Annotated in this window: 18 protein-coding genes; 9 read left to right on the top strand and 9 right to left on the bottom strand. The window is 67.1% G+C overall.

Going from position 1 to position 21095, the window contains the following annotated elements:
• Nucleotides 1-12: 12 nt before the first annotated feature.
• From XCSCFBP4642_RS0104570 to pdxH, 7 genes are all read right to left on the bottom strand, one after another.
• Entirely contained in the window at nucleotides 13-417 is a 405-nt protein-coding gene (locus XCSCFBP4642_RS0104570) for a DUF350 domain-containing protein (protein WP_005995053.1), read from the bottom strand.
• A gap of 37 nt (nucleotides 418-454) precedes the next feature.
• Nucleotides 455-1132 (bottom strand): YjfK family protein, encoded by a 678-nt coding sequence (locus XCSCFBP4642_RS0104565; protein ID WP_029218748.1) that lies wholly within the window; start codon nucleotides 1130-1132, stop codon nucleotides 455-457.
• Entirely contained in the window at nucleotides 1129-2211 is a 1083-nt protein-coding gene (locus XCSCFBP4642_RS0104560; protein ID WP_029218747.1) for a potassium channel family protein, read from the bottom strand. The genes XCSCFBP4642_RS0104565 and XCSCFBP4642_RS0104560 overlap by 4 nt, the downstream gene beginning before the upstream one ends.
• Nucleotides 2212-2236: 25 nt before the next feature.
• A complete protein-coding gene (locus XCSCFBP4642_RS0104555) occupies nucleotides 2237-3010 on the bottom strand; it encodes a PspA/IM30 family protein (RefSeq protein WP_029218746.1) in 774 nt (257 codons plus the stop codon).
• 9 nt (nucleotides 3011-3019) lie between these two features.
• Nucleotides 3020-3436 carry a YjfI family protein gene (locus XCSCFBP4642_RS0104550; protein ID WP_029218745.1) on the bottom strand — a complete coding sequence of 139 codons (417 nt, stop codon included), beginning with the start codon at nucleotides 3434-3436 and terminating at the stop codon, nucleotides 3020-3022.
• A 111-nt stretch (nucleotides 3437-3547) separates the two neighbouring features.
• On the bottom strand, nucleotides 3548-4003 hold the full coding sequence (gene aac(6') / locus XCSCFBP4642_RS0104545; RefSeq protein ID WP_029218744.1) for an aminoglycoside 6'-N-acetyltransferase: 456 nt from the start codon (nucleotides 4001-4003) through the stop codon (nucleotides 3548-3550).
• Nucleotides 4000-4599, bottom strand: coding sequence for a pyridoxamine 5'-phosphate oxidase (gene pdxH, locus XCSCFBP4642_RS0104540; protein WP_029218743.1), 600 nt, complete (start codon nucleotides 4597-4599; stop codon nucleotides 4000-4002). The genes aac(6') and pdxH overlap by 4 nt, the downstream gene beginning before the upstream one ends.
• A 203-nt stretch (nucleotides 4600-4802) precedes the next feature.
• Between pdxH and XCSCFBP4642_RS0104535 the strand changes: the two genes are divergently transcribed.
• The 7 genes from XCSCFBP4642_RS0104535 (at nucleotide 4803) to mdtD (ending at nucleotide 11970) form a co-directional block, all read left to right on the top strand.
• Nucleotides 4803-5345, top strand: a complete 543-nt coding sequence (locus XCSCFBP4642_RS0104535; protein ID WP_029218742.1) for a shikimate kinase — start codon at nucleotides 4803-4805, stop codon at nucleotides 5343-5345.
• A complete protein-coding gene (aroB, locus tag XCSCFBP4642_RS0104530; RefSeq protein WP_029218741.1) occupies nucleotides 5342-6454 on the top strand; it encodes a 3-dehydroquinate synthase in 1113 nt (370 codons plus the stop codon). Before XCSCFBP4642_RS0104535 ends, aroB begins: the two co-directional genes overlap by 4 nt.
• A 175-nt stretch (nucleotides 6455-6629) precedes the next feature.
• Nucleotides 6630-6881, top strand: coding sequence for a WGR domain-containing protein (locus tag XCSCFBP4642_RS0104525; RefSeq protein ID WP_029218740.1), 252 nt, complete (start codon nucleotides 6630-6632; stop codon nucleotides 6879-6881).
• Nucleotides 6882-6894: 13 nt separating this feature from the next.
• Nucleotides 6895-7959: a uroporphyrinogen decarboxylase gene (hemE, locus tag XCSCFBP4642_RS0104520; protein ID WP_029218739.1), complete on the top strand. Its 1065-nt coding sequence runs from the start codon at nucleotides 6895-6897 to the stop codon at nucleotides 7957-7959.
• A gap of 229 nt (nucleotides 7960-8188) precedes the next feature.
• Nucleotides 8189-8467 (top strand): RebB family R body protein, encoded by a 279-nt coding sequence (locus tag XCSCFBP4642_RS0104515; protein ID WP_029218738.1) that lies wholly within the window; start codon nucleotides 8189-8191, stop codon nucleotides 8465-8467.
• Nucleotides 8468-8847: 380 nt separating this feature from the next.
• Complete coding sequence (locus XCSCFBP4642_RS24085; protein WP_029218737.1) at nucleotides 8848-10287, top strand: hypothetical protein; 1440 nt, start codon at nucleotides 8848-8850, stop codon at nucleotides 10285-10287.
• Nucleotides 10288-10548: 261 nt separating this feature from the next.
• A complete protein-coding gene (gene mdtD / locus XCSCFBP4642_RS0104505) occupies nucleotides 10549-11970 on the top strand; it encodes a multidrug transporter subunit MdtD (RefSeq protein ID WP_029218736.1) in 1422 nt (473 codons plus the stop codon).
• A 445-nt stretch (nucleotides 11971-12415) separates the two neighbouring features.
• On the opposite strand, the gene XCSCFBP4642_RS0104500 is transcribed toward mdtD, so the two are convergent.
• Both XCSCFBP4642_RS0104500 and XCSCFBP4642_RS0104495 read right to left on the bottom strand, forming a co-directional pair.
• Nucleotides 12416-15931, bottom strand: coding sequence for a hybrid sensor histidine kinase/response regulator (locus XCSCFBP4642_RS0104500; RefSeq protein ID WP_084624698.1), 3516 nt, complete (start codon nucleotides 15929-15931; stop codon nucleotides 12416-12418).
• A gap of 280 nt (nucleotides 15932-16211) precedes the next feature.
• A complete protein-coding gene (locus XCSCFBP4642_RS0104495) occupies nucleotides 16212-19772 on the bottom strand; it encodes a hybrid sensor histidine kinase/response regulator (protein WP_029218734.1) in 3561 nt (1186 codons plus the stop codon).
• Between the two features lie 96 nt (nucleotides 19773-19868).
• Between XCSCFBP4642_RS0104495 and XCSCFBP4642_RS0104490 the strand changes: the two genes are divergently transcribed.
• Nucleotides 19869-20531: a YceI family protein gene (locus XCSCFBP4642_RS0104490; protein WP_029218733.1), complete on the top strand. Its 663-nt coding sequence runs from the start codon at nucleotides 19869-19871 to the stop codon at nucleotides 20529-20531.
• Nucleotides 20528-21091, top strand: coding sequence for a cytochrome b (locus XCSCFBP4642_RS0104485; RefSeq protein ID WP_029218732.1), 564 nt, complete (start codon nucleotides 20528-20530; stop codon nucleotides 21089-21091). The genes XCSCFBP4642_RS0104490 and XCSCFBP4642_RS0104485 overlap by 4 nt, the downstream gene beginning before the upstream one ends.
• Nucleotides 21092-21095 lie beyond the last annotated feature (4 nt).

The following is a 21095-nucleotide window of genomic DNA, read 5'->3' as shown; positions in this document are numbered from 1 at the left end:
GCCTGCGCTCCGTTACGGCGTGATCGCCGCGGCATTGATCAGCCCGACGGCGATCGACACGCCGGCCGAAAAGATGCCGGCGGCGGTGACGTTGTCGGTGATCTGCCGCGAGATGCGCCCGGCCACCAGGTTGGCCAGCAGATACGCCACGACCTGGATGCCGCAGGCGACCGCGCCCCAGATCAGCGCATCGACCAAGCTCACCGAATGGGTGATGGCCGAATGCAGCGGCAATGCCACACCGATCAGGTTGCCGGCCAAGGCGGTGGCCGCAGCCACGTTGCCCTGCCGCAGCAGGGTGAAATCCTTGTGCGGGGTGACCAGGGTCACCAGCACCACCGCCACGATCAACACGCCCAGGCCGGTGCCGAAGTAGGAAAGAAACGCGAGAAAACTCTGCAGGTTGATCGGGTTCATGACAGGACCAGGGTAAGTGGAAGACGAGCGCGCACGCTCAGGTGATATCCAGATCGGCGACGGTGACATCGATCCCGACCGCATAGGTGACGCAGAATTCATTGGGGCCGGAATCCTCGCCGGTGACCAGCAGGAATTCCTCGCGCTGCAGCTCCGGCACGTCGCGGCTGTAGAGCATGGCGTAATGGGTGAGGTCGCCATCGCGGCGCGGCGGCTGGTAGCGATACAGCACTTCGTCGTAGGCGATGGGAGGAATGCGCGCACTGTCGTCGGTGGACTGGGTGGCGCGCTGCCAGCGCTTGCCGGCATAGTCGATCTGCGCCGCACCCAGGTGCGGATGTTGCATCACAAATTCCTGGAAGGCCTGCTTGCTGGGCGGATTGACCGTCTCGCAATACACGAAGGCCTTCATCGCCTCCAGATCGCCGCCAACCGTGGTGACCTGCAGGAACGCATCGTCGTCCAGATAGAAACGATGCAGGGCATAGCCATCGCCGAGATTGACGTGGCCGTAGCACGGAATGCCTTGATGCCCGCCCGGCAACTCGGCGGTCATGGCCTCCGGTGCCATGCGGTACAACGTGGTATCGATCTCCAACTGCCCACCCACGCGCAAGCCCAGCGGCAGCGCGTGACCGATGGCGCCAGTGCCGGAGGTGGGCAACGGCGGCGGCTGTGGTTGACCGAACAACTTGCTGAAAAAACTCATCGTCATGCACCTTGTGGCGATGGGGAACGGGACACGGCGGCAGCGCGCAGGGCCTGCCAGGCGATGGCATGCACGGGCACGCGCTGTTCGGCCAGGTAATACAGCATGGCACCGGCCGGGACAGCGGTGTGTGCGGGCGGGTTCAAGCGCAGCGCGCCATCGGGCGCGCGCAGGCCCAGCAACAGGGCGCCGCGCTGGCCGAAATCGGCAGCCAGCCCGCGGTAATCCAGCGGGTCGACATCGGCAGGAACCGCCAGGCTGAACTGGGTCGGGCCATCGTCCACCGACAGCAGTTCGGCGGTGATCGCCGCGCTGCCCGGATCCTGCGCCGCGCGGGCCAGGATCTCGGCCGTCATCGGCCGCGTGCATTCGATCGCCGGATAGTGGCAATTGACCAGCCGCGCGGCGCTGCCCGAATCGAAGTGCGCCACCACGTGCGCAGCCGGCGCGTGCGCCATCAACGCGAACACCGCCGCCAGGGTCTGGTCGTCGGATGGCGGATTGACGATCACCCGCGCCGCGCCGGCGATGCCGGCACGCTGGTACACCTCGGTGTGGGTGTACGACTCGGCCGCCACGAAGCGCATATGGTCGGGCATTGGATTTTCGGCGATGCCTTCGGCCACCAGCACCACGCCTTCATCGTCGGTGGCGGTATCGGACAGCAACAATTCCAGCAGACGGGTGGACGCCGCGCCCTGCCAGCCGATCAGGATGGTGTGCCCGCGCAATGCGTCGTAGGCCATCTTGCCCATGTAGTGACGCCTCCAGAAAGTGATGAGCACCGCGCTGGTCTTGGCCAGCACCGTGGCGAACAGCGCCACCGCGCCCGGCATCAGCACGAACGCCGCGACGTAGCGCCCGGCTACCGAACCCGGCGACAGGTCGCCATAGCCGATCGTGGTGGCGGTGGTCATGTAGTAATACGGAAACGCATCCAGGCCGACGAGCTTGTGCTCGCCAGCCAGTAGCAACAACACCCAGCTCAGGCCCATGTGCGCCAGCAAGGCCAGCGCCACCACGCCCCAGCTGACGCGGCGCACATGGCGCCGCAAGACCCGCAACAGCTTTCCAACGATGATCATGGCGCGTCCTGTGCCGTGCGGTGGATCAGCTGTCGCTGCGCGGAACCTGCTGCACGTCGCGCACCTGGCCGATCAGCGGCGCGTTGCCGCTGGTGCCCTCATGACCCAGCTGCGCAGCCGGCTTCTTGAAGCGTGCCAGCACCGCGGCGGCGTTGGATTCGCCTTCCATCAGGCCGGCGGCAGCCAGACGACGGTTCAGATCGCCGTCGCCGCTGGAGGCTTCGAGTTCTTCGGCCGATTCGATACGTGCGGAGGTTTCGGCCTGGCGCGCCTTGATGCGCTCCAGCGATTCCAGTGCCGAGCCCATCTTGCTGCTGGCACCGGAATGCCGCGCAGCGATGGCAGCCTGCGCCTTCTGCACCGCATCGGTGGCTTTGACCGTATCGATCTGCTGGCGCATGCCGCGCAGCTGGTTTTCGGTCTTCTGGATGGTGGTCTTGAGCGTGGCAACCGACTGGTCCAGCGCGGTCTTGGACGCCTTGTCGCCGGCGTCCTCGCTTTCCAGCGCGGCCAGCTTCACCGCCACGTCGTGCGCCAGCGCCTCGTCGTTCTTGGCCAGGGCGCCTTCGATGTAGCGGGTGTACTCGGCCATCTTTCCGGCGCGGGCGTCGATTTTCTGCTGGGCGAGCTTGCTCTGCGCCATCAGCTTGGTCAGCTCTTCGCGCGAACGCGTGAGCTGGGCGCCGGCATCGCGCATTTCCTGGTCGAGGATGCGCAATGCGTTGGCATCGACGGCCTTCTGGCCGGTTTCGTGTGCAGTCCCACGCAGCAGCGTGATCAGCTTGGAAAAAATACTCATGACAACGCCTTATGAAAAGAACGGCTTGAGAGATTCGGCGGCATCCAGCGTATTGGCCGCCAGGGTCTGGATTTCCTCGTCGATCTGGTCGAGCGTGGACGACGCCGACAGTTCGCCGAAGACCACATAGCTATCCTTGCCGTCGACCTGCACCAGGCCCAGGTTGGAGAGCGGATTGAGCGGGTTGAGCCGCAGGCAGGCGTCGTTGAATGCGGCGCGGTCGTTGACCTGGTCGGCATGCGCCAGCAGCGTGGAGACGAAGATCTGCGACCCGGACGCGGCGACCTGGATCTGCATGTCGCCGTGGTCGGCCAGGGTGAGGTTGATGGCCGGTTCCAGCCCGTCGATCAGTTCAACCTCGATCGGCTGGCCGCGGTAGCGCTCGGCCAGCAGGCCGTGCAATTCGACAGTGGTGAACTGCGTCATACGATGTCCTGTCCTTCGGTCATGGGGCGAGGTGATGCAGCAAGCGTCGTGCAATGGGCGGACATACTACAGACTGTCCGCGACCGGCAGAAAGGGCCGGACGTCAGCCGGTCAGGCCAGCTGCAGGCGGAAGTAGACCACCCGTTCAGTTGGCTCGAAACCGCACGCCGCATGCGCCGCCTGGGCGCCGCTGTCGTCCAGCCGCGCATCGGAGGCCAGCTCCGCGCAGCCCCGATCCCGCGTCCACTCGGCCGCCGCTGCCACCAGCGCACGACCAAGCCCGCGGCCGCGCCAGGCCGGCACCACGTACCACCCCTCCAGAAAGCCCACCGGCGTGCTGTCGGTGCCATTGACGTAGTCGTGGCGCACCGACACCTCGGCAAACCCCAGCGCCGCATCCGCGTTATCCACCACCACCAGGTGGCTGGCCGCGGATTGCGCCAGCGCGGCCTGCAGGCCGTCGAGACCATCGTCGGCATCCGGCCACAACGCCAGGCGCAGGGCCAGCAAGGCCTGTGCATCGGCAGCGACCGCCGCGCGCACCCGCCACCCGGCCTGCGCGCTCATGGATACAGCATCCGCTTGGTCCAGTGGCTGGCCGCATCGGCCTCGTAACGCCAGCGCTCGTGCAGGCGGAACTTGGCGCCGTACCAGAACTCGAACGCCTGCGGCACCACCCGGAAGCCGCCCCAGCCATCCGGACGCGGTACGTCACGGCCTTCAAAGGTGGCTTCCACCCTGGCGATCGCCGCGTCAAACTCGGCGCGCGAGCCCAGCGTCTGCGACTGCAGCGAGGCCCAGGCGCCGATCTGGCTCATGCGCGGGCGCGAGGCGAAGTACGCATCGGATTCGTCCGCGCTCACCAGCTGCACGCCGCCCTCGATGCGCACCTGGATGCCGGCGTCGCGCAGGCTGCGCCACAGGAACAGCAGCGCTGCCTGCGGATGGGTCTGCAGGTCGCGGCCCTTTGCGCTGTCCAGATGCGTATAGAACACAAAGCCACGCGCATCGAACGCCTTGAGCAGCACGGTCCGCGCGCTCGGGCGCCCGTCCACATCGGCGGTGGCCACGGTCATGGCGCTGGCTTCCAGCTCGGCGCTGTCGTGTGCCTCGGCATACAGCGCGGTGAAGGTGGCAAGGGCTTCTGCGTACAGATCGGGCATGTCGGTGCGTGGCAGCAGGATGGACGTCCATTGTGGGCGCATCGCGTGCGCTTGTCCCCCGTTGCGCCGCGGTATGCGATGACCGCGGCGTCCGCTTCGTTGCCACGCGCATCCTGGCAAGCGCGGGCAGCGCGGAGACAGGAATGGTTTCACCACTGCGCAACCGGCCCCGTGCACGTGCGTGAATGCTAGGATCGGTGCGCATGAACCCCGCTCCCAATCTCGTGATGGTCGGCCCGATGGGCGCCGGAAAAAGCTGTATCGGCCGCCGCCTGGCCGAGCGCTTCGGGCTGGATTTCGTGGATGTGGACCAGGCCATCGTCGAGCAGGCCGGCAGCAGCATCCCGGCCATCTTCGAGCAGCACGGCGAAGCCCGCTTCCGGCAACTGGAAGTAGAGACCCTGCAGGCGCTGCTGCAACAGGACAACAAACTGATTTCCACCGGTGGCGGCGCGGTGCTGGATGCAGGCAACCGGCAACGCATCCGCGCGCGTGGCTTCGTGGTCTACCTGCATGTCAGCGTGCCCGCCCAGCTGACCCGGCTGGCGCGCGACCGCAATCGTCCGCTGCTGCAGCGCGCCGACCGCGAGCAGGTGCTGCACACCATGGCCGCCCAGCGCACTCCGTTGTACCAGGAGGTCGCCGACCTCAGTCTGGAAACCGATCATTTCTCCCCCGCCGAGGCCACGGCGCAGCTGGTGCTGCGCCTGGCCGCGCAATGGCGCATGTCGAGTCCCCCCGCATGACACTTCCCCGTTCCTCGCGCAGCGTCGATGTCGACGGTGCGCAGCCCTATACCATTACCATTGCGCCCGGCCTGCTGGCCGACGGCGCACGCCTGGCCAGCCACGTGCGCGGCCGCCACGTGCTGCTGCTCAGCGACTCACAGGTGGCCCCGCACTACGCCGCCGGTGTGCGCAATGCGCTGCTGCAGGCGCGCCCGGAGTTGCTGCTGGGCGAGCTGGTGATCGCCGCCGGCGAAGCCTCCAAGACCCTGGACAACTTCGGCGCCGCCATTGGCGCGCTGGCCGAGCTGGGCGCCACCCGCGACGCCTGCGTGTTCGCGCTCGGCGGCGGCGTGGTCGGCGACCTGGCCGGGTTTGCCGCCGCCTGCTGGATGCGCGGCGTGGACTGCGTGCAACTGCCCACCAGCCTGCTGGCGATGGTGGATTCGTCGGTCGGCGGCAAGACCGCGGTGGACATCCCGCAGGGCAAGAACCTGGTCGGCGCGTTCCATCCGCCACGCGCAGTGATCGCCGATACCGACACCTTGCACACCCTGCCCGCGCGCGAGCTGCGCGCCGGCCTGGCCGAAGTGATCAAGTACGGCGCCATCGGCGACCCGCTGTTCTTCCAGTGGCTGCATGCCGAGCGCCACGCCTTGTTGGACGGCGATGCCGCAGCGCTGGCACAGGCGATCGCCCGCAGTTGCGAGCACAAGGCCGAGATCGTGGCGCGCGACCCGCTGGAAAAAGGCGAGCGTGCCCTGCTCAACCTCGGCCACACCTTCGGCCACGCCATCGAGACCGAACAGGGCTACGGCGCGCCCGGCAACGACAACCTCAACCATGGCGAAGCGGTGGCGGTGGGCATGGTGCTGGCCGCCCGTCTGTCGGCGGCGCTGGGCATGAGCTCCGCGCAGGACACCGAGGCGCTGCGCGCCTTGCTGCGCGAGGTCGACCTGCCCACCGAGATTCCGCCCGGGCTGTCGCCCGATGCGCTGCTCGGCCGCATGCGCCTGGACAAGAAGAACATCGCCGGCCGCCTGCGGCTGGTGTTGTGGCGCGGTATCGGCAAGGCCGAAGTGGTGCCCGACGTCGACGAGGCGGCAGTCCTGGAGATCTTGGCGGGCTGAGCAACGCCATCACTCACTTGTCTCCGGCACATTCGTAGGAGCGCCCCCGGGCGCGACAGGGCTTGCCGGTAAATCCCGTCGCGCCCAGGTGCGCTCCTACGCAACCCTGCTTGCCAGCGCACCCGGCGTGCCCATTGCCCCCAGCCTTCAGCGCGGCCCGGCTACAATCGGTGGCATGCGCATCCTCCTGCAACACGATTCCGGCGGCAACGAGCCGCTCCGCTATGTCCAGCTGACCCTGCAACCTGATCTGTTCGGTGGCTGGGAACTGCTGCGCGAAAGCGGCCAGATCGGCGGACGCACGCAATTGCGACGCGACCAATACCTGCTGCAGGACGAAGCGGACCGGGCCTTCGACAAGGCGCGCGACACCCACCTCAAACGCGGCTTCCAACTCATCACCGGCGGCGCCGACGCGCCGCGCTGAGGACACACCTCCCATGCTCAAGAACGATCGCCTGCTGCGTGCCCTGAACCGTCAGCCCGTGGACCGCACCCCCGTGTGGCTGATGCGCCAGGCCGGCCGCTATCTGCCGGAATACCGCGCCACCCGCGCGCGCGCCGGCAGCTTCCTGGGCATGGCCAAGAACCCGGAGATCGCCTGCGAGGTGACGCTGCAGCCGCTGCAACGCTTTCCGCTGGACGCGGCGATTCTGTTCTCCGACATCCTGACCATTCCCGATGCGATGGGCCTGGAGCTGTATTTCGTCGAAGGCGAAGGTCCCAAGTTCCGCCATCCGGTGCGCGATGCCGCCGCGATCCATCGGTTGGGCGTGCCGGACATGGAAACCGAGCTGCGTTACGTGATGGATGCGGTGCGCCTGATCCGCCGTGAGCTGGATGGCGCGGTGCCGCTGATCGGCTTCTCCGGCAGCCCGTGGACGCTGGCCTGCTACATGATCGAAGGCGGCGGCAGCAAGGAATATGCGCGCATCAAGGCCATGGCCTTCAACGCGCCGGAGGTGCTGCATCACCTGCTCGGCACCGTCACCGATGCGGTGATCGCCTACCTGTCCGCGCAACGCGCGGCCGGCGCACAGGCGTTGCAGGTGTTCGACACCTGGGGCGGCGTGTTGTCGCCGGCGATGTACCGCCAATTCTCGCTGCCCTACCTCACCCGCATCGCGCGCGAGCTGGAACGCGGCGACGGCGCCGAGCGCACCCCGCTGGTGTTGTTCGGAAAGGGCAATGGGGCCTACGTCAGCGAGCTGGCCGCCAGCGGTGCCGAAGCGGTGGGCGTGGACTGGACCATCGCGCTGGCCGACGCCGCCCAGCGCGTCGGCGGCCGCGTCGCCCTGCAAGGCAACCTGGACCCGGCCACCCTGTACGGCTCGCCCGAGGCGATCCGCGCCGAGGTCGGCAAGACCCTGGACAGCTACGCGCAAGGCAACGGCGGCTCGCGCGAAGGCCATGTCTTCAACCTCGGCCACGGCATGTCGCCGGACATGAATCCGGAGCACGTAGGCGTACTGGTTGAGGCTGTGCAGAGTTTGAGCAGGCGATGATTTACCGCGTCACGCCGGTAGCGGCGCTGCCTCGATCGAGTGGCGCGCGCACGCTACCCGCGTGTTCTTGCAAACCCAGGCGCGCTCTGCCAACCAATTCCGCGCACGGCGTCCCATATCGTGGCAGCAGATTGCACACCACGCTCAAGCAGCTTGGCTTCACGTCGATAAGCCTTAGCGTTGCCGTGGCGTAAACCCATTCTTCCAACCGATGCAAGGAGCCGACCGCATGGCCTTCCCGACCTCCGTCAACAGCCAGATCACCGATTCGGTTTCCCAGGTCAACACCAAGGTACTCGGCGACGCACCGGCGATCGCAATGGGCAATCTGTTCGTTGCGACCAGCCAGGCGTTGTCCAACGCGGCCCACAACGCCACCAACAACCAGCAGCAGTCCTATGAAACGATGCAGGCGTCGACGACCCAGGGTGCGTCGACGCTGTACTCGATCGGCACCACAGCCGACGGCGCGGCGGCACGGGAAATCCTCGGCAACGAGCCGGGGTGATCGGCACCCAGGCGCCGCCGCGACGAAACGAACCTGGACGTCGGCGTTATCAGCGGTTCTGCGCCACCACGGTCAGTCCTCCGGACCCCGTGCCGGCCGTCGCGCCAACGCCAGGGCCGCCACCAACGCCGGCTCCACCGGAGGCGCCAATCGTCGCTGCGGCCGGGCAGGCCAGGACGACAGTCGATGTGCCGACGGCGCATGCTGCATCGGCAGACACTGCAACGGCGACGGCGAACCCCATGCATCGCGACCATCGCCTTCGACGTCACGATGACACAAACCCGGCCTCCGGCGGCGACGCCGGTGCCCGGATCGACTCGGCGGCAAGCCTGATGCCGAAGTAGTCCCTATAGGTTGAATCCACAAGGAGTCATGCAATGTCCGTTTCAATCGCAGGCCGCCTGATCTCGATGCCGACGATGCTCTCGACGCTGGGCAGGCAATGCCTGGCCTTCATCGATGGCGGCACGCAATGGCTGGCCTGGGCGATCCAGTCGCCCGGTGTGCGCTACGACTTCCCCGACGAGAGCAGCTTGCTCGACGAGGTGCAGCAGGGCCTGCACGGCTCGCGTTTGGCGTTGCTGCCTCAGCTGGAGCTGAGGGTCAGCCTGGTCAAGCTGATGACCTTGGGCTCGGCCGACCTGGGCACGCTGGCACAGGCCGAAGCCGGCGACACCGGTCCAGCGGTCACGGCGCAGCTGCAGCGGATCTGTCGCGACAATGCCCTGTACACCGCGAACGACCTGGCCGCAGGCCGCACCCTGTTGACGCAGTTGAAGGTCGATGCCGCTGCGGTGTTCCAGTGGCTGGACCTGGAGGACAGCCTGGCGCTGCGCCAGCTAGCCAGCGAGGCGCCGCTGGTGAATGTCACGCCGGCGCTGCAACAGGAAGCGGCGGCATTCGCCATCGAGCAGGCGCGGACGCCGCTGGAATTTTGCGACTACTACCGCTTCTATCTGGCCTGCACCGCGACCATCGCCGCCGCGGACGAGCGCGCGCATACGGCGGCCTCGGCGCTGCAGACGCTGCTGCCGCTGCTGTTCACCACCCTGGATTGCCCACAGGTGCAGGAAATTCCTTCACCCAGCGAGGTCGAACGTGGCGTTGCCGAATGGCTGGCGCGCGGTCGCCAGATCGGCTTTGCGCGGCTATCGCTGGCCGCCCAGCAAATCGTGCAGCACACCCGCTATCGAGGCGACGGCGGCGAGCAGGCGGCCAGCAATGCGATCCGCCTCTATCTGCAGTCGGCCCAGGCATTCCTGGGAGCCCACCGGCCCGATCGCGGCATGCTGGGCCAGGCTGGTAACAGCAGCGTGTTCGCCGTGCAGAACGACACGTTGGCTGCGCTGCTGCAGGTCAACCGCGGCGTCATCTCGCTATGCGATTTTCATCCTGTGTCTGCACCGCTGCCTGCGAGCGCGCCTGACGACACGCGCTCAGCGCCGCGCCCAGCCGATATCGCCCCACGCGCGGCGCCAGCACGGCAACCGCATACCGATGCCGTTGCCCCGGGCGACTCCGCTTCCACTGCAGGAAAGATCCGCGTGCCTGACGGTCCACTGTTCACACCCCCGGCACAGACCGACGCTACCACCGCAGCGCCCTACATCCCTGCGCAATCGCCTGCCTCGTCGCAAGTCTGGACCACGATCGAGGCGGCGCAGGCCTTGGTCGAACAGGCCATGGCGGCCAGCAACCTGGCCGTGCAGGCGGCCATGCAAGCCGCTGCCGCCGCGCAGCAGCAGGCCGCGCAGGCTATGGAAGAGGCAATGTCCAGGGCCAGGTTTGGCTTCGAATCCTCCCCAGGAGAGAGCTGACGCATCCGGTGCGCCGAGGGCGCGACATGTTGATCGCGACCGGTCAGCATCAGCGCCTGTCGCTGATCGACCTGAGGATTCATCGATCGCAATCGGGGTTTCCGCCTCGCGCGTGTGCCTCAGGCAGGTGAGCGCGACGTGGCAATCCTGATACCGCGTGACCGCCGGCCGAAGCGTTGTGCAGCCTGCAATCACAGATAGTGTTGCGACGCTCTGCATGCGCACGCAGGATAACGCGCTGCCCTCCCGATGGCGATGCTCATGCCCCACCCCGTTCCCGACGTGCGCGTCTACGCTGTAGTCAAGCCGCTGCTGTGGCTGGTGTCGCTGGCGATCTTCATGCAGATGCTGGATGCGACCATCGTCAACACGGCGTTGCCGTCGATGGCGCGCAGCCTGCGCGAAAGCCCGCTGCAGATGCAGTCGGTGGTGTTCAGCTATGCGCTGGCGGTGGCGATGTTCATTCCGGCCTCCGGGTGGATTGCCGATCGCGTCGGCACCCGGCGTACCTTCCTGGCCGCCATCATCGTGTTCACGCTGGGCTCGCTGCTGTGCGCCGCTGCGCAGCAACTACCGCAGCTGGTGGCTGCGCGCGTGGTGCAAGGCATTGGCGGGGCGATGCTGTTGCCGGTGGGGCGACTGGCCGTGCTCAAGACGGTGGCGCGCGAAGACTTTCTGCGCGCGATGAGCTTCATCGCCATTCCCGCCCTGATCGGCCCGCTGATCGGCCCTACGCTGGGCGGATGGTTGGTGGAAGTGGCGTCGTGGCATTGGGTGTTTCTGATCAATCTTCCGATCGGCATCATCGGTTTTATCGCTGCACTGAAGATCATGCCGGACCATTACGGCGATGCACGCCGGCGCTTCGATCTGGTCGGCTATCTGATGCTGGCGTTCGGCATGGTGGCGTTGTCGCTGGCGCTGGACGGTATCGCCGAACCCGGCATGCGCCATGCCTTCGTGATGTTGCTGGCGATCGGGGGGCTGGCCGCGCTTGCCGGTTACTGGCTGCATGCCGGTACGGCCGCCAATGCATTGTTTCCGTTGGCGCTGTTCAAGGTGGCGAGCTACCGCATCGGCATCCTGGGCAACCTGTTCGCACGGGTCGGCAGTGGCTCGATGCCGTTTCTGATCCCGTTGCTGCTGCAGGTGGGCCTGGAGATGAGCCCCATGCGCGCCGGGCTGATGATGGTGCCGGTGGCGCTGGCCGGCATGGCCGCCAAGCGCGCCGCGGTCAAACTGGTGGGCCGCTTCGGCTACCGCAACACGCTGATGGTCAACACCGTGCTGGTGGGCCTGGCGATGGCCAGCTTCGCGCTGATCGAGGCTGGCCAGCCGCTGTGGGTGCGGCTGCTGCAACTGGCCTGCTTTGGCGGGGTCAATTCGTTGCAATTTACCGTCATGAATACCGTGACCCTGCGCGATCTGGATCGCGAGCAGGCCAGCCCCGGCAACAGCCTGCTGTCGATGGTGATGATGCTGGCGACCGGGTTCGGCGCGGCAGCAGCCGGCAGCCTGCTGGCCGCGTTCAACACGCACCTGGGCGATACGCACGGTGCCACCGCAGCGCTGCATGCCACCTTCCTGTGCGTGGGCGCCATCACCCTGACCTCCACGCTGATCTTCTGGCAGCTGGCCGAAACCCGGCCGCATCCCAAGGATGTGGAGGCAGTGGCCGAGTAAGAGCAGCTAGCAAAACTACTCAGCTACGTTCTGTTAGCCGCTTTAAACGCAATCCCACCGGCTGGAGCGTGCAGCGACATGCGATGTATTTGCGGGTGCCGACGTCTTGGCACGATCTGCGCGCATTGCAGAACGATGGCGCAGGCGAGTGCCTTCGCGAACGCTGCCGCGCGTGTGGGACCGGCATGCTGCCAGAACACGACGCTGTCGCCCTCACTCGCCTTCGACGCTCACCACGCAGCTGGTTGTGGACACACTACCAGTATCCGGCGCCGCGCTGCATTGCCGATTGGCGCAGCGGTCACGGCCACGCGCAGGGATGAGCGACGGCCTGCTCAGGACCTGGCGAAATCACCACTGGCCTGCCTTGATGCCGGCTCGCACCGCTCCTCTTCAAGGCGCTTCAGCGCTGCGTCATTGCTGTGGTGAGTGGCGAGACCGCTACCTAGATGCCATCGCGCGCACGCATCCGTTGCAGCGCCTCGGCGATGGTGTCCGCCAGCAGTTCACCGGTCAGCGGCTTGCGCAGGAAACTGTCGAAACCGGCGTCCTGCGCGGCCGGTTCGGCCGCTTCGTCCGAGCGTGCGGTCACTGCGATCAACGGCATGTCGTAACCGAACACGCGCAGTTGCCGCGCCAGCGCGAAGCCGTCCAGCCCGGGTAGATCCAGATCCAGCAAGGCGATGTCGAAGGTGGTGTCGGCCGCCTCGGTCAGCGCCGCCAGCCCATGCGGTGCATGCACCACCGAATGGCCCTGGGAGCGCAACAACCCCACGATGACCTCGGCGATGGTGGGGTCGTCTTCCACCAGCAGGATGCGCTGCGGCGCGACCGCCGCACTGGCGCGCGGCACGTCGCCGGCCAGCGTGGCATGGGAGGTCACCCAGCGCAGCGGCAGGTCCACCACAAAGCGCGTGCCCGCACCGAGCCGGCTGATCACTTCGATATGCCCGCCCATCGCCAGCGCCAGTTCCTGGCAGATCGCCAGGCCCAACCCGCTGCCGCCGTAGCGCGAGGTGGTCTTGGCGCCATCGCCCTGTTCGAAGCGCTGGAACAGCCGTGCCTTCTGGTCGGCATTGATGCCCGGGCCGGTATCGGCCACTTCGAAGCGCAGGCCCTGATACGAGCCCAGCGTGGTCAGCTTGAGCCCCACCACCCCGCGCTCGGTGAACTTGATCGCGTTGCTGAGCAGGTTGAGCAGGATCTGCCGGATACGGGTGGGATCGCCGCTGGCGGTGATGTCGCCCAGCAGCCCCATTTCCAGGCTGAAACGCAGGCCGCGTTCCTGTGCCAGCGGCGCCATCAGGCTTTCCAGTTCGGCCACCAGCTGGCGCACCGAGAACGGCTGCAGATCCAGCTCCAGGCGCCCGGATTCGATCCGGGCCAGATCCAGCGCGTCGTTGACCAGCCGCAGCAGGTGCGCGCCGGCGCGGCGGATCGATTCGGTGTAGCTGCGCTGCGTGGTGTCCAGCGGGGTCTTGAGCAGCAACTCGCTCATGCCCAGCACGCCGGTCATCGGCGTGCGGACTTCATGGCCGAGCGTGGCCAAAAAGCGGGTCTTGGCCAGCGACGCCTGCTCGGCCAGCTCCTGCTTGTGCACCGCCAATTGCCAGGCATTCAAGCGGCGCAGGCGACGGCGATACAACAACACCGCAACGGTGACCAGGCACAGCACCAGCATCGCCAGCACCGCCAGACCCCACGGCGACAACCACCACGGCGGCATGACCTGGAACCGCAGGTTCTGGCTGGCCGACCAGATGCCGTCGGCGGTGCGGCCCTGCACCTCGAGCACGTAATGCCCGGCAGGCAGGCGCGAGAACAGGCGCTCGCCGCTGGGACCGACGTCGATCCAGTCCGGGTCGTAGCCGCTGAGGCGGAAGCGGTAGCTATTGGATTCGGAGTCGGCGAAGCTCAGCAGGCGCGCCACGATGTGCAGGTCGCGATCGCCATCGCGCATCACCAGCGGCTGCACATGACTGACGTCCAGCCCGCGCTCGCCGCGCCGCAACCCCACCCGTTCGATCACCAACGGCACGCGATGATCGTTGGGTTTGAGTTCGCCAGGATCGAAGATCACCAGACCGTCGGGCGTGGCACCGACGATCATGCCCTTGGACGATTGCACCAGCGAGCGCGCCACGAACTGCGGGTTGGGCAGGCCATCATGCACGCCGAACATCCGCACGCCGCGCGTGGCAGGATCCACGCGGATCAGGCCACGCATGCTCGACAGCCAGGCCACGCCATCGCCATCGATCACCAGGCCTTGCGGCGCCAACGCCGGAAACTCCTGCTCGGTGCCCACGGTGTCCAGATGCTGCAAGCGGCCGTTCTTCCACAGGTACCGATGCAGCGTGCCCAGCCCGGCAAACCAGGCCACGCCGCTGTCGCTGAAGCGAAAGGTAAAGATCTGCTCCCGCGGCGCCCCGGCGATCGCCTCGAACCGTTCGCTGGCGGCATTCCAGCGCTGCAGGCCATGGCTTCCTGCCAGCCACAGCACGCCATCCGGGCCGTTCTGCAGATCGTGCACGACCACATCGCGCTCCAGCCCATGGCTGCCCCGGAACAGCCTGCGCAGCAGCCTGCCCTCTTCATCGCGTTCCTGCAGCCCGGTGGTGGTGCGGACCCAGAGGTGCCCGTCGGCTGTCTGCTGCAGCGCCTCCATCGCTGCATCCCGTGTTTCATCCTGGCCATCCGCCTGCGGTTGCTCGTCGGCCATCTTCCAGCGCCGCAGCGCGCCGCTGGCCGGGTCATAGCGCACCAGTTCGCCGAAATGCCCCACCCAGACCCGGCCCTTGCGATCTTCGAGCACGCTGTAGGACCAGCTGCTCACCCCCAGGCTCGGCAATACCCGCTCCATCTTGCCGATGGCCGGATCGACCCGCTCGAGCGCGCCGGCGGTGCCCACCAGCCAGAAGCGTCCATCGCGCGATTCGGCAGCGGCCTGGATGGCCAGGTTGCCACCATGCTGGCCGTCTTCCTTGGAATTGAAGACCACCGCGAAGCGGCGCCAGTTCGATGGCAGGTGCCACAGCCCCCCATTGGGACTGGCGAACCACACCCCGCCTTCGCGGTCCTGGTAGGCCGACTCCCAGTTGGGACGGATGCGGCCGTGTGCCGACAGGCTGTACAGCGGCACGGTGCTTACCTCATCGCCGGTGGCGTGGCCCAGCCCGTCCAGCGTATCCAGCCAGTAGCTGCCATCGTGGTCGCGCAGCAGCACGCCCAGCACCGGAAACGTGGCCGACACCTTCCAGTGATGCGGACGCACGCGGCCATCGGCAGCGCGTCGAAACAGATGATCGTCGCTGGTGCCGATCCAGAGGCTGCCATCGGGATCGGCGGTGAGCCGGGTGATGATCTGCGAGGTCGGCGTGGGAAACGCCTGTCGCTCGAAGTCCTTGCCGTTCCAGTGCGCAGCGCCGTCGGCGGTTCCCACCCATAGCGTGTCGCGGCGATCGACTTCCAGCCGGTAGATGGCGTTGTCGGGCAGGCTGCGCGGGTCGTCGGCGCGATGCACGAAATGCTCCAGCGCTCCATCCGGGCGCAGCCGATACAGCCCACTGCTTTCGGTGCCGAACCAGATGCTGCCGTCTTCGGTGGACTTGATGTTCCAGATCGCCGCACCGCGCAGCGCTGGATAACGCGCACTGTCGTAGAAGGTGAAGCGATGGCGCGAGGTGTCCAGCATCGCCAGCCCCGCCATCCCCGTGCCCACCCAGACCCGATTGCGCTTGTCGACATGGACCGCCCAGGCCTGGTTGTCGCGCAGGCCGTCCTCGATGCGCCAGATGCGGAAGTTGCGCCCGTCGTAGCGCGCCAGTCCATCGCTGCTGGCCAGCCACAGATAGCCATTGGCATCTTCGTCGAACCCGTACACCACGTTGGAGGGCAATCCGTTGGCCACTGTCAGCTGCCGCGGCTGCGGCAGCACCGGCACACCGGCGCAGGCCGACATCGGCCAGGCGACCGCAGCCGTCAGGCATACCAACAGCACGCACCTGAGCAGCGACACGGTCGCCAGCACGCGGCAGGAGAGACGGATTGGTTGCAACGTGCGCCCTTGTTCCCTTTCGACGCATAGTGCGGACCGCGCTGCATGCTGGCAACATGCAGTGTCTGGTACGCCGACTGCAACGTTCCGGGCTGCATGCAGCGGCAGCGGTCGTCGACCAGGTGCTCGCCGGGCACGGGTGCACGGCGCGTTGCGGGCGGCATCAGCCCGGCAGAGGAATCGACTACCCGGCAGCGCCAGCATCCGACCCGTCCGCCGCCTCGGCGAGCACCCGCGCCAGCGCGTTGGCCAGCAAGTCCCCGGTGACCGGCTTGCGCAGGAAGCCGTTGCAGCCGGCCGCCATCGCCTGCGGCTCGGCATCGGCGTCGGCCCGGGCGGTCACTGCCACGATCGGGAAGCGCACCCCACGTGCGCGCATCTGCGCCACCAGCGCGGCTCCGTCGATGCCGGGCAGGTCCAGATCGCACAAGCCCGCATCGAAACTGCGCATGCTTACCTCCGCCAGGGCGGCCAGACCATGCATCACATGCGTCACCGCATGCCCGCGCGCCTGCAGCAGGCCCACGATCACCTGCGCCACCGTCGGGTCGTCCTCGATCAGCAGCAGTTGCAAGGACGCCTGCTGCGGATGCGCCACTGCACGTGCCGCATCCGGCGCAATCGCAGGCAGCGTGGTCACCCACCGCAACGGCAGCTCCACCACGAAACACGCTCCCTGCCCCAGCTCGCTGCTGACGCTCACCGCGCCCCCCATCGCCGCGGCCAGTTCGCGGCAGATGGCCAGCCCCAGTCCACTGCCGCCATGCCGCGCATGGGTGAGTGCCCCTTCGGCCTGTTCGAAGCGCTGGAACAGCCGCCCACGCTGCTCGGCGCTCATGCCCGGACCGGTATCGCGCACCTCCACCCGGATGCCTTGCCCGGGGCGCTGCGGCACAGCGCAGACACGCAGGTGCACGCTGCCACGCTCGGTGAACTTGACCGCGTTGAACAACAGGTTGAGCAGGATCTGCTGCACCCGGCTGGCATCGCCATGCAGTGCCGGCGGCAGCGCGTCATCCAGCTCGCACGCGAACGCCAACTGCTTCTGTTCGGCACTGGGACGCACCAGCTCGATCACCTGCCGGATCAACTGGCGCAGATCGAAATCGCGGTAGTCCAGCGGCAGCTTGCCGGCCTCGATGCGGGCCAGATCCAGCGCATCGTTGACCAATCGCAGCAAATGCTTGCCCGCAGACTGGATCGCACCGGCGTAGCCCCGCTGCCGCGTATCCAGCGGCGTCTGCAACAACAACTCGCTCATGCCCAGCACGCCGGTCATCGGCGTGCGCACCTCATGCCCCAGCGTCGCCAGGAAGCGCGTCTTGGCCAACGACGCCTGTTCGGCCAGCTCGCGCTTGTGCTGGGCCAGCTGCCACTGCGCGCGCATGCGAACACGACGGCGATAGGCGGCGGCGAACAGCGCTGCCACCGCCACGCCAAGCAGGCATATCGCAGCCAGGCCCATGTCACTGCGCCACCAGGGTGGGTCGACGGTAAATTCGAGCGTCTGCACCTTCGACGCATTGCCCAGCGGATCGATACCCTGCATCTGGAGCACATAGTTGCCGGGCGGCAGGGCCGAAAACTCCCGCATTCCTGAGGCGTCGTGGTCCACCCAGCCCGAATCGAACCCTTTCAGGAAGGTGCGGTAGCGGTTGGCCATCGGATCGATGAAAGACAGCAGCCGCATGTTGATGCGTAGCTGGCGGTCCACCGGCGACAGCGAAAAACCGCCACTGATCGGCAAGCTGCGGCGACGTTCGCCAGTCTGCACGCCCACCGTCTCCAGGCGCATCTCCGGCGTGAACGTCGGCACATCCGGTGCGCGCGTGTCGATCAGCACGGTATAGCCATCGGCGGTCCCGCCCACCAGCACGCCGTCGCGCGCCATCAGCAGGCAGCGGCGGCTGAATTCCAGGCTGGTCAGCCCGTCGCGCGCAGTAAAACTGCGCACCTGTGCCCGTGCCTGACGGGGATCGATGCGCCACAATCCGCGTGGACCCGACAACCACAAGCGCCCCTGACTGTCGCGCTCCAGCCCGTAGGCGTCCATCGCAGGAAAGCCCTCGGCCGAGCGGACGCGGCGTAGCCGCTTCCATCCAGTGCCATCGTTGCCCCAACGTTCAAGGCTGCCTGCGCGATACAACCAGAGATGGGTGGCATCTTCGACCACGAACGCCTGCAGCGTCTCGTCGGTTTCAAGACCAGGCACCGGCACGAAACCACCGGCAGCCGATTGCCAGGCATACATGCCGCCGTACGCACTCACCCAGGTGCGCCCATCCGGGCCCTTGCCAATTTGCGCAGACACGACTTCCTTCAAACCATGCGGGTGCTGTTGATCGATCGTTTCCAATAGCCGTCCGCTTGCCAGGTCGCGTCGCTGGATCACCTGCTCGTATGCCACCCATAGCGTGCCGTCGCCTGGTTCACCGATCCACAGCGCCGCTTCGGCAGGCCCTTCATCGGTGAAGTGCCGTAGCGCGCCGGTGGTCAAGTCGATACGCGACAGTCCGAAACGCCCGCTTCCCAGCCACACGGTGCCGCGGCTATCTTCCAGGGCGGTTGCCACCTCCATGTCGCGGAACTCCGGCTGCTGGATGCCGGTCTGGGTCAATGTACCGGTGGAGGTGTCATAGCGCAGCATCCGGCCGCTGCGATCGAACTGCCACAGCCCGCCCGAACGTGCAGCGGGTGCAAGGCTGCAACTGAGCCCTTTCCCCTGCTCGTTGATCTGTTTGAACGCTGCCGTGCGCCGCCAGTCTTCGCGCAGGTAGGCTAGCCCGCGCCCATGCAAGGGCACCCAGATGCCGCCATGTGCACTGCGCCAGATGGTAGTCACGTGTCGGTTGGACACCAGCGGCGTATCGCCGTTGTTGACCGGCACCGGAGGCTGGTCCGGGCGGGTATGCCACAGCCCCTGCTCGGTGCCCAGCCAGAATTCGCCATCGCCCGCATCGGCGACCGCCCAGACACGATTGCCCGCCGCAAACATCGGTGCCCAGGTCGGGGTGTGCCAGACACCGGATCCATCCATCGAGCGCAGGCCGGTGTCGGTAGACGCCCACAACCGCTGCCCTACCCATTGCAACGCATTGATGCCGCTTTCATCGCCATCCGGGCGCACCCGATGCAAGGCCATGCCGTCGTGATACGCCAAGCCACCAAGGGTGCCGATCCACATCCGGTCGCGATCATCCAGCGCCAGGGCATAGACCGGATTGGGCGCCAGGGGGTCGTCCATCTTGGCCAGATCCAGGGCGCTGAACTGCCCCTTCGCATCCAGCCGCAGCACCGCGCCGGTCGACAGGCCGAACCAGATCTCGTCGCCACGGCCGGCAATGGCGTAGACATCGCCCACTGCGAGTTCAGGCACCTCATTGGGCAGGTAGGCCGTCAGCGTGGCGCGGTCAGCACTGAGCATCGCCACCCCCGCGCCCCCCAGCGCCAGCCAGAGCCGGTCCTGCGAATCGATGTAGATCGCTTGCAGCAGGTTGCTTCTGAGCGAGTGCGGGTCGGTGGGCTCATTGCGCCAGACCTTGAACCCGGCACCGTCGTAGCGCACCAGTCCATCGGTGGTGGTCATCCACAGGTAGCCGGCACGGTCCTGTGCGATGGCGGTGATCATGGTAGAGGGCAAGCCCTCGGCCGGGCCGACGATGCGGAACCGCGGAATGGCCGGAACCTCGGCCAACGCAGGACATGCCGTCAACACGGCAAGCAGCACGATCAGCAGCACACGCATGTGGGAATCCCTTCCACGTCCAGCCAGCATGCTCGCAATGGATCGTTGCAAGCGCAAGCCGCGCGCGCAGCGCCGGGATGTGTCTAGAATCCGCCCATGACGCCCCTAGCCCGCCTGTTGCTCCTTCCCGCCCTGGCCTTGACCAGCCTGGCCGCCAGCGCCGCACCGGTGCGCTACGCGCTGGATCCGGTGCATACCCGGGTGCTGTTCGCGGTTGAACATGCCGGCTTTTCCAAGGCATTGGGCACGGTGTCCGGTAGCACCGGCAGCCTGGTCTTCGACCCGGACGACTGGGCGTCCGCACGGCTGGAGGTGACCGTGCCGTTGCACCGCGCCGACCTGGGCGATGCCAAGTGGAACCAGGCCACCCTGGCACGCAACCTACTCGACGCCGAGCGCTTTCCCGACGCGCATTTCGTCTCCACGCGCGTGGAGGCCAGTGGCGACAACCGCGCCAGGGTCACCGGCAACCTCACCCTGCACGGCGTCACCCGCCCGGTCACCCTGGAGGTGACCCTCAACGCACTCAAGCGCCATCCGCTGCCGCCGTTTCGCCGCACCGCCGGCTTCTCCGCCACCGCCACGCTGAGCCGGGCCGAGTTCGGCATCGATGCGTGGAAATCGATGATCGGCGACAGCGTGGAATTGCGGATCGAAGCCGAAGCGGTGCGCGAAGGCCGCGCCGAGGATGAGCCAGCACCGCCGCAAGCCGCACCCACCACGCCGGACACCGCCGCCAGCCAGGAATCGGGAACATGAGCCTGAAGAACACCGACCGCTGGGGCGGCGTCAGCCAGACCCTGCACTGGTTGATCGCGCTGCTGATCCTGGTACTGGGCATCGTCGGCCTGACCATGGGCGAGCTGCCCAAGACACCGAAATATTTCTGGGTCTACACCGCGCACAAGTCGGTGGGGCTGACCGTGCTGGCCTTGGTCATCATGCGGCTGGGCTGGCGCATTTACGCCGGTGCACCGCCGCCGGTGGCCGGCACGCCGCGCTGGCAGGAGCGCATTGCCGGGCTCACCCACTGGCTGCTGTACGCGATGATCTTCGCCATGCCGCTGTCGGGCTGGTTGTACGACTCCACCAGCGGCCTGCGGCCGTTCCGCTGGTTCGGCCTGTTCGATGTGCCCAAGCTCAGCCCGCCGGACGAGCAGTTGCGCGCCATCGCGCACTTCATCCACGAGTGGGGCTTCTGGCTGCTGATCGCCGTGGTGCTGGCGCACGCCGGCGCTGCGCTCTACCACCACCTGTTCCAGCGTGACGCCACCCTGGCGCGGATGTTGCCGCGCGGCTGGCTTTCCTCCAGACCTTAAGGAT

The organism is Xanthomonas cassavae CFBP 4642 (genome assembly GCF_000454545.1).
Classification (GTDB): domain Bacteria; phylum Pseudomonadota; class Gammaproteobacteria; order Xanthomonadales; family Xanthomonadaceae; genus Xanthomonas; species Xanthomonas cassavae.
Note: the sequence above shows the minus strand (reverse complement) of the source record. Positions and strands in the feature narration are given on the sequence as shown.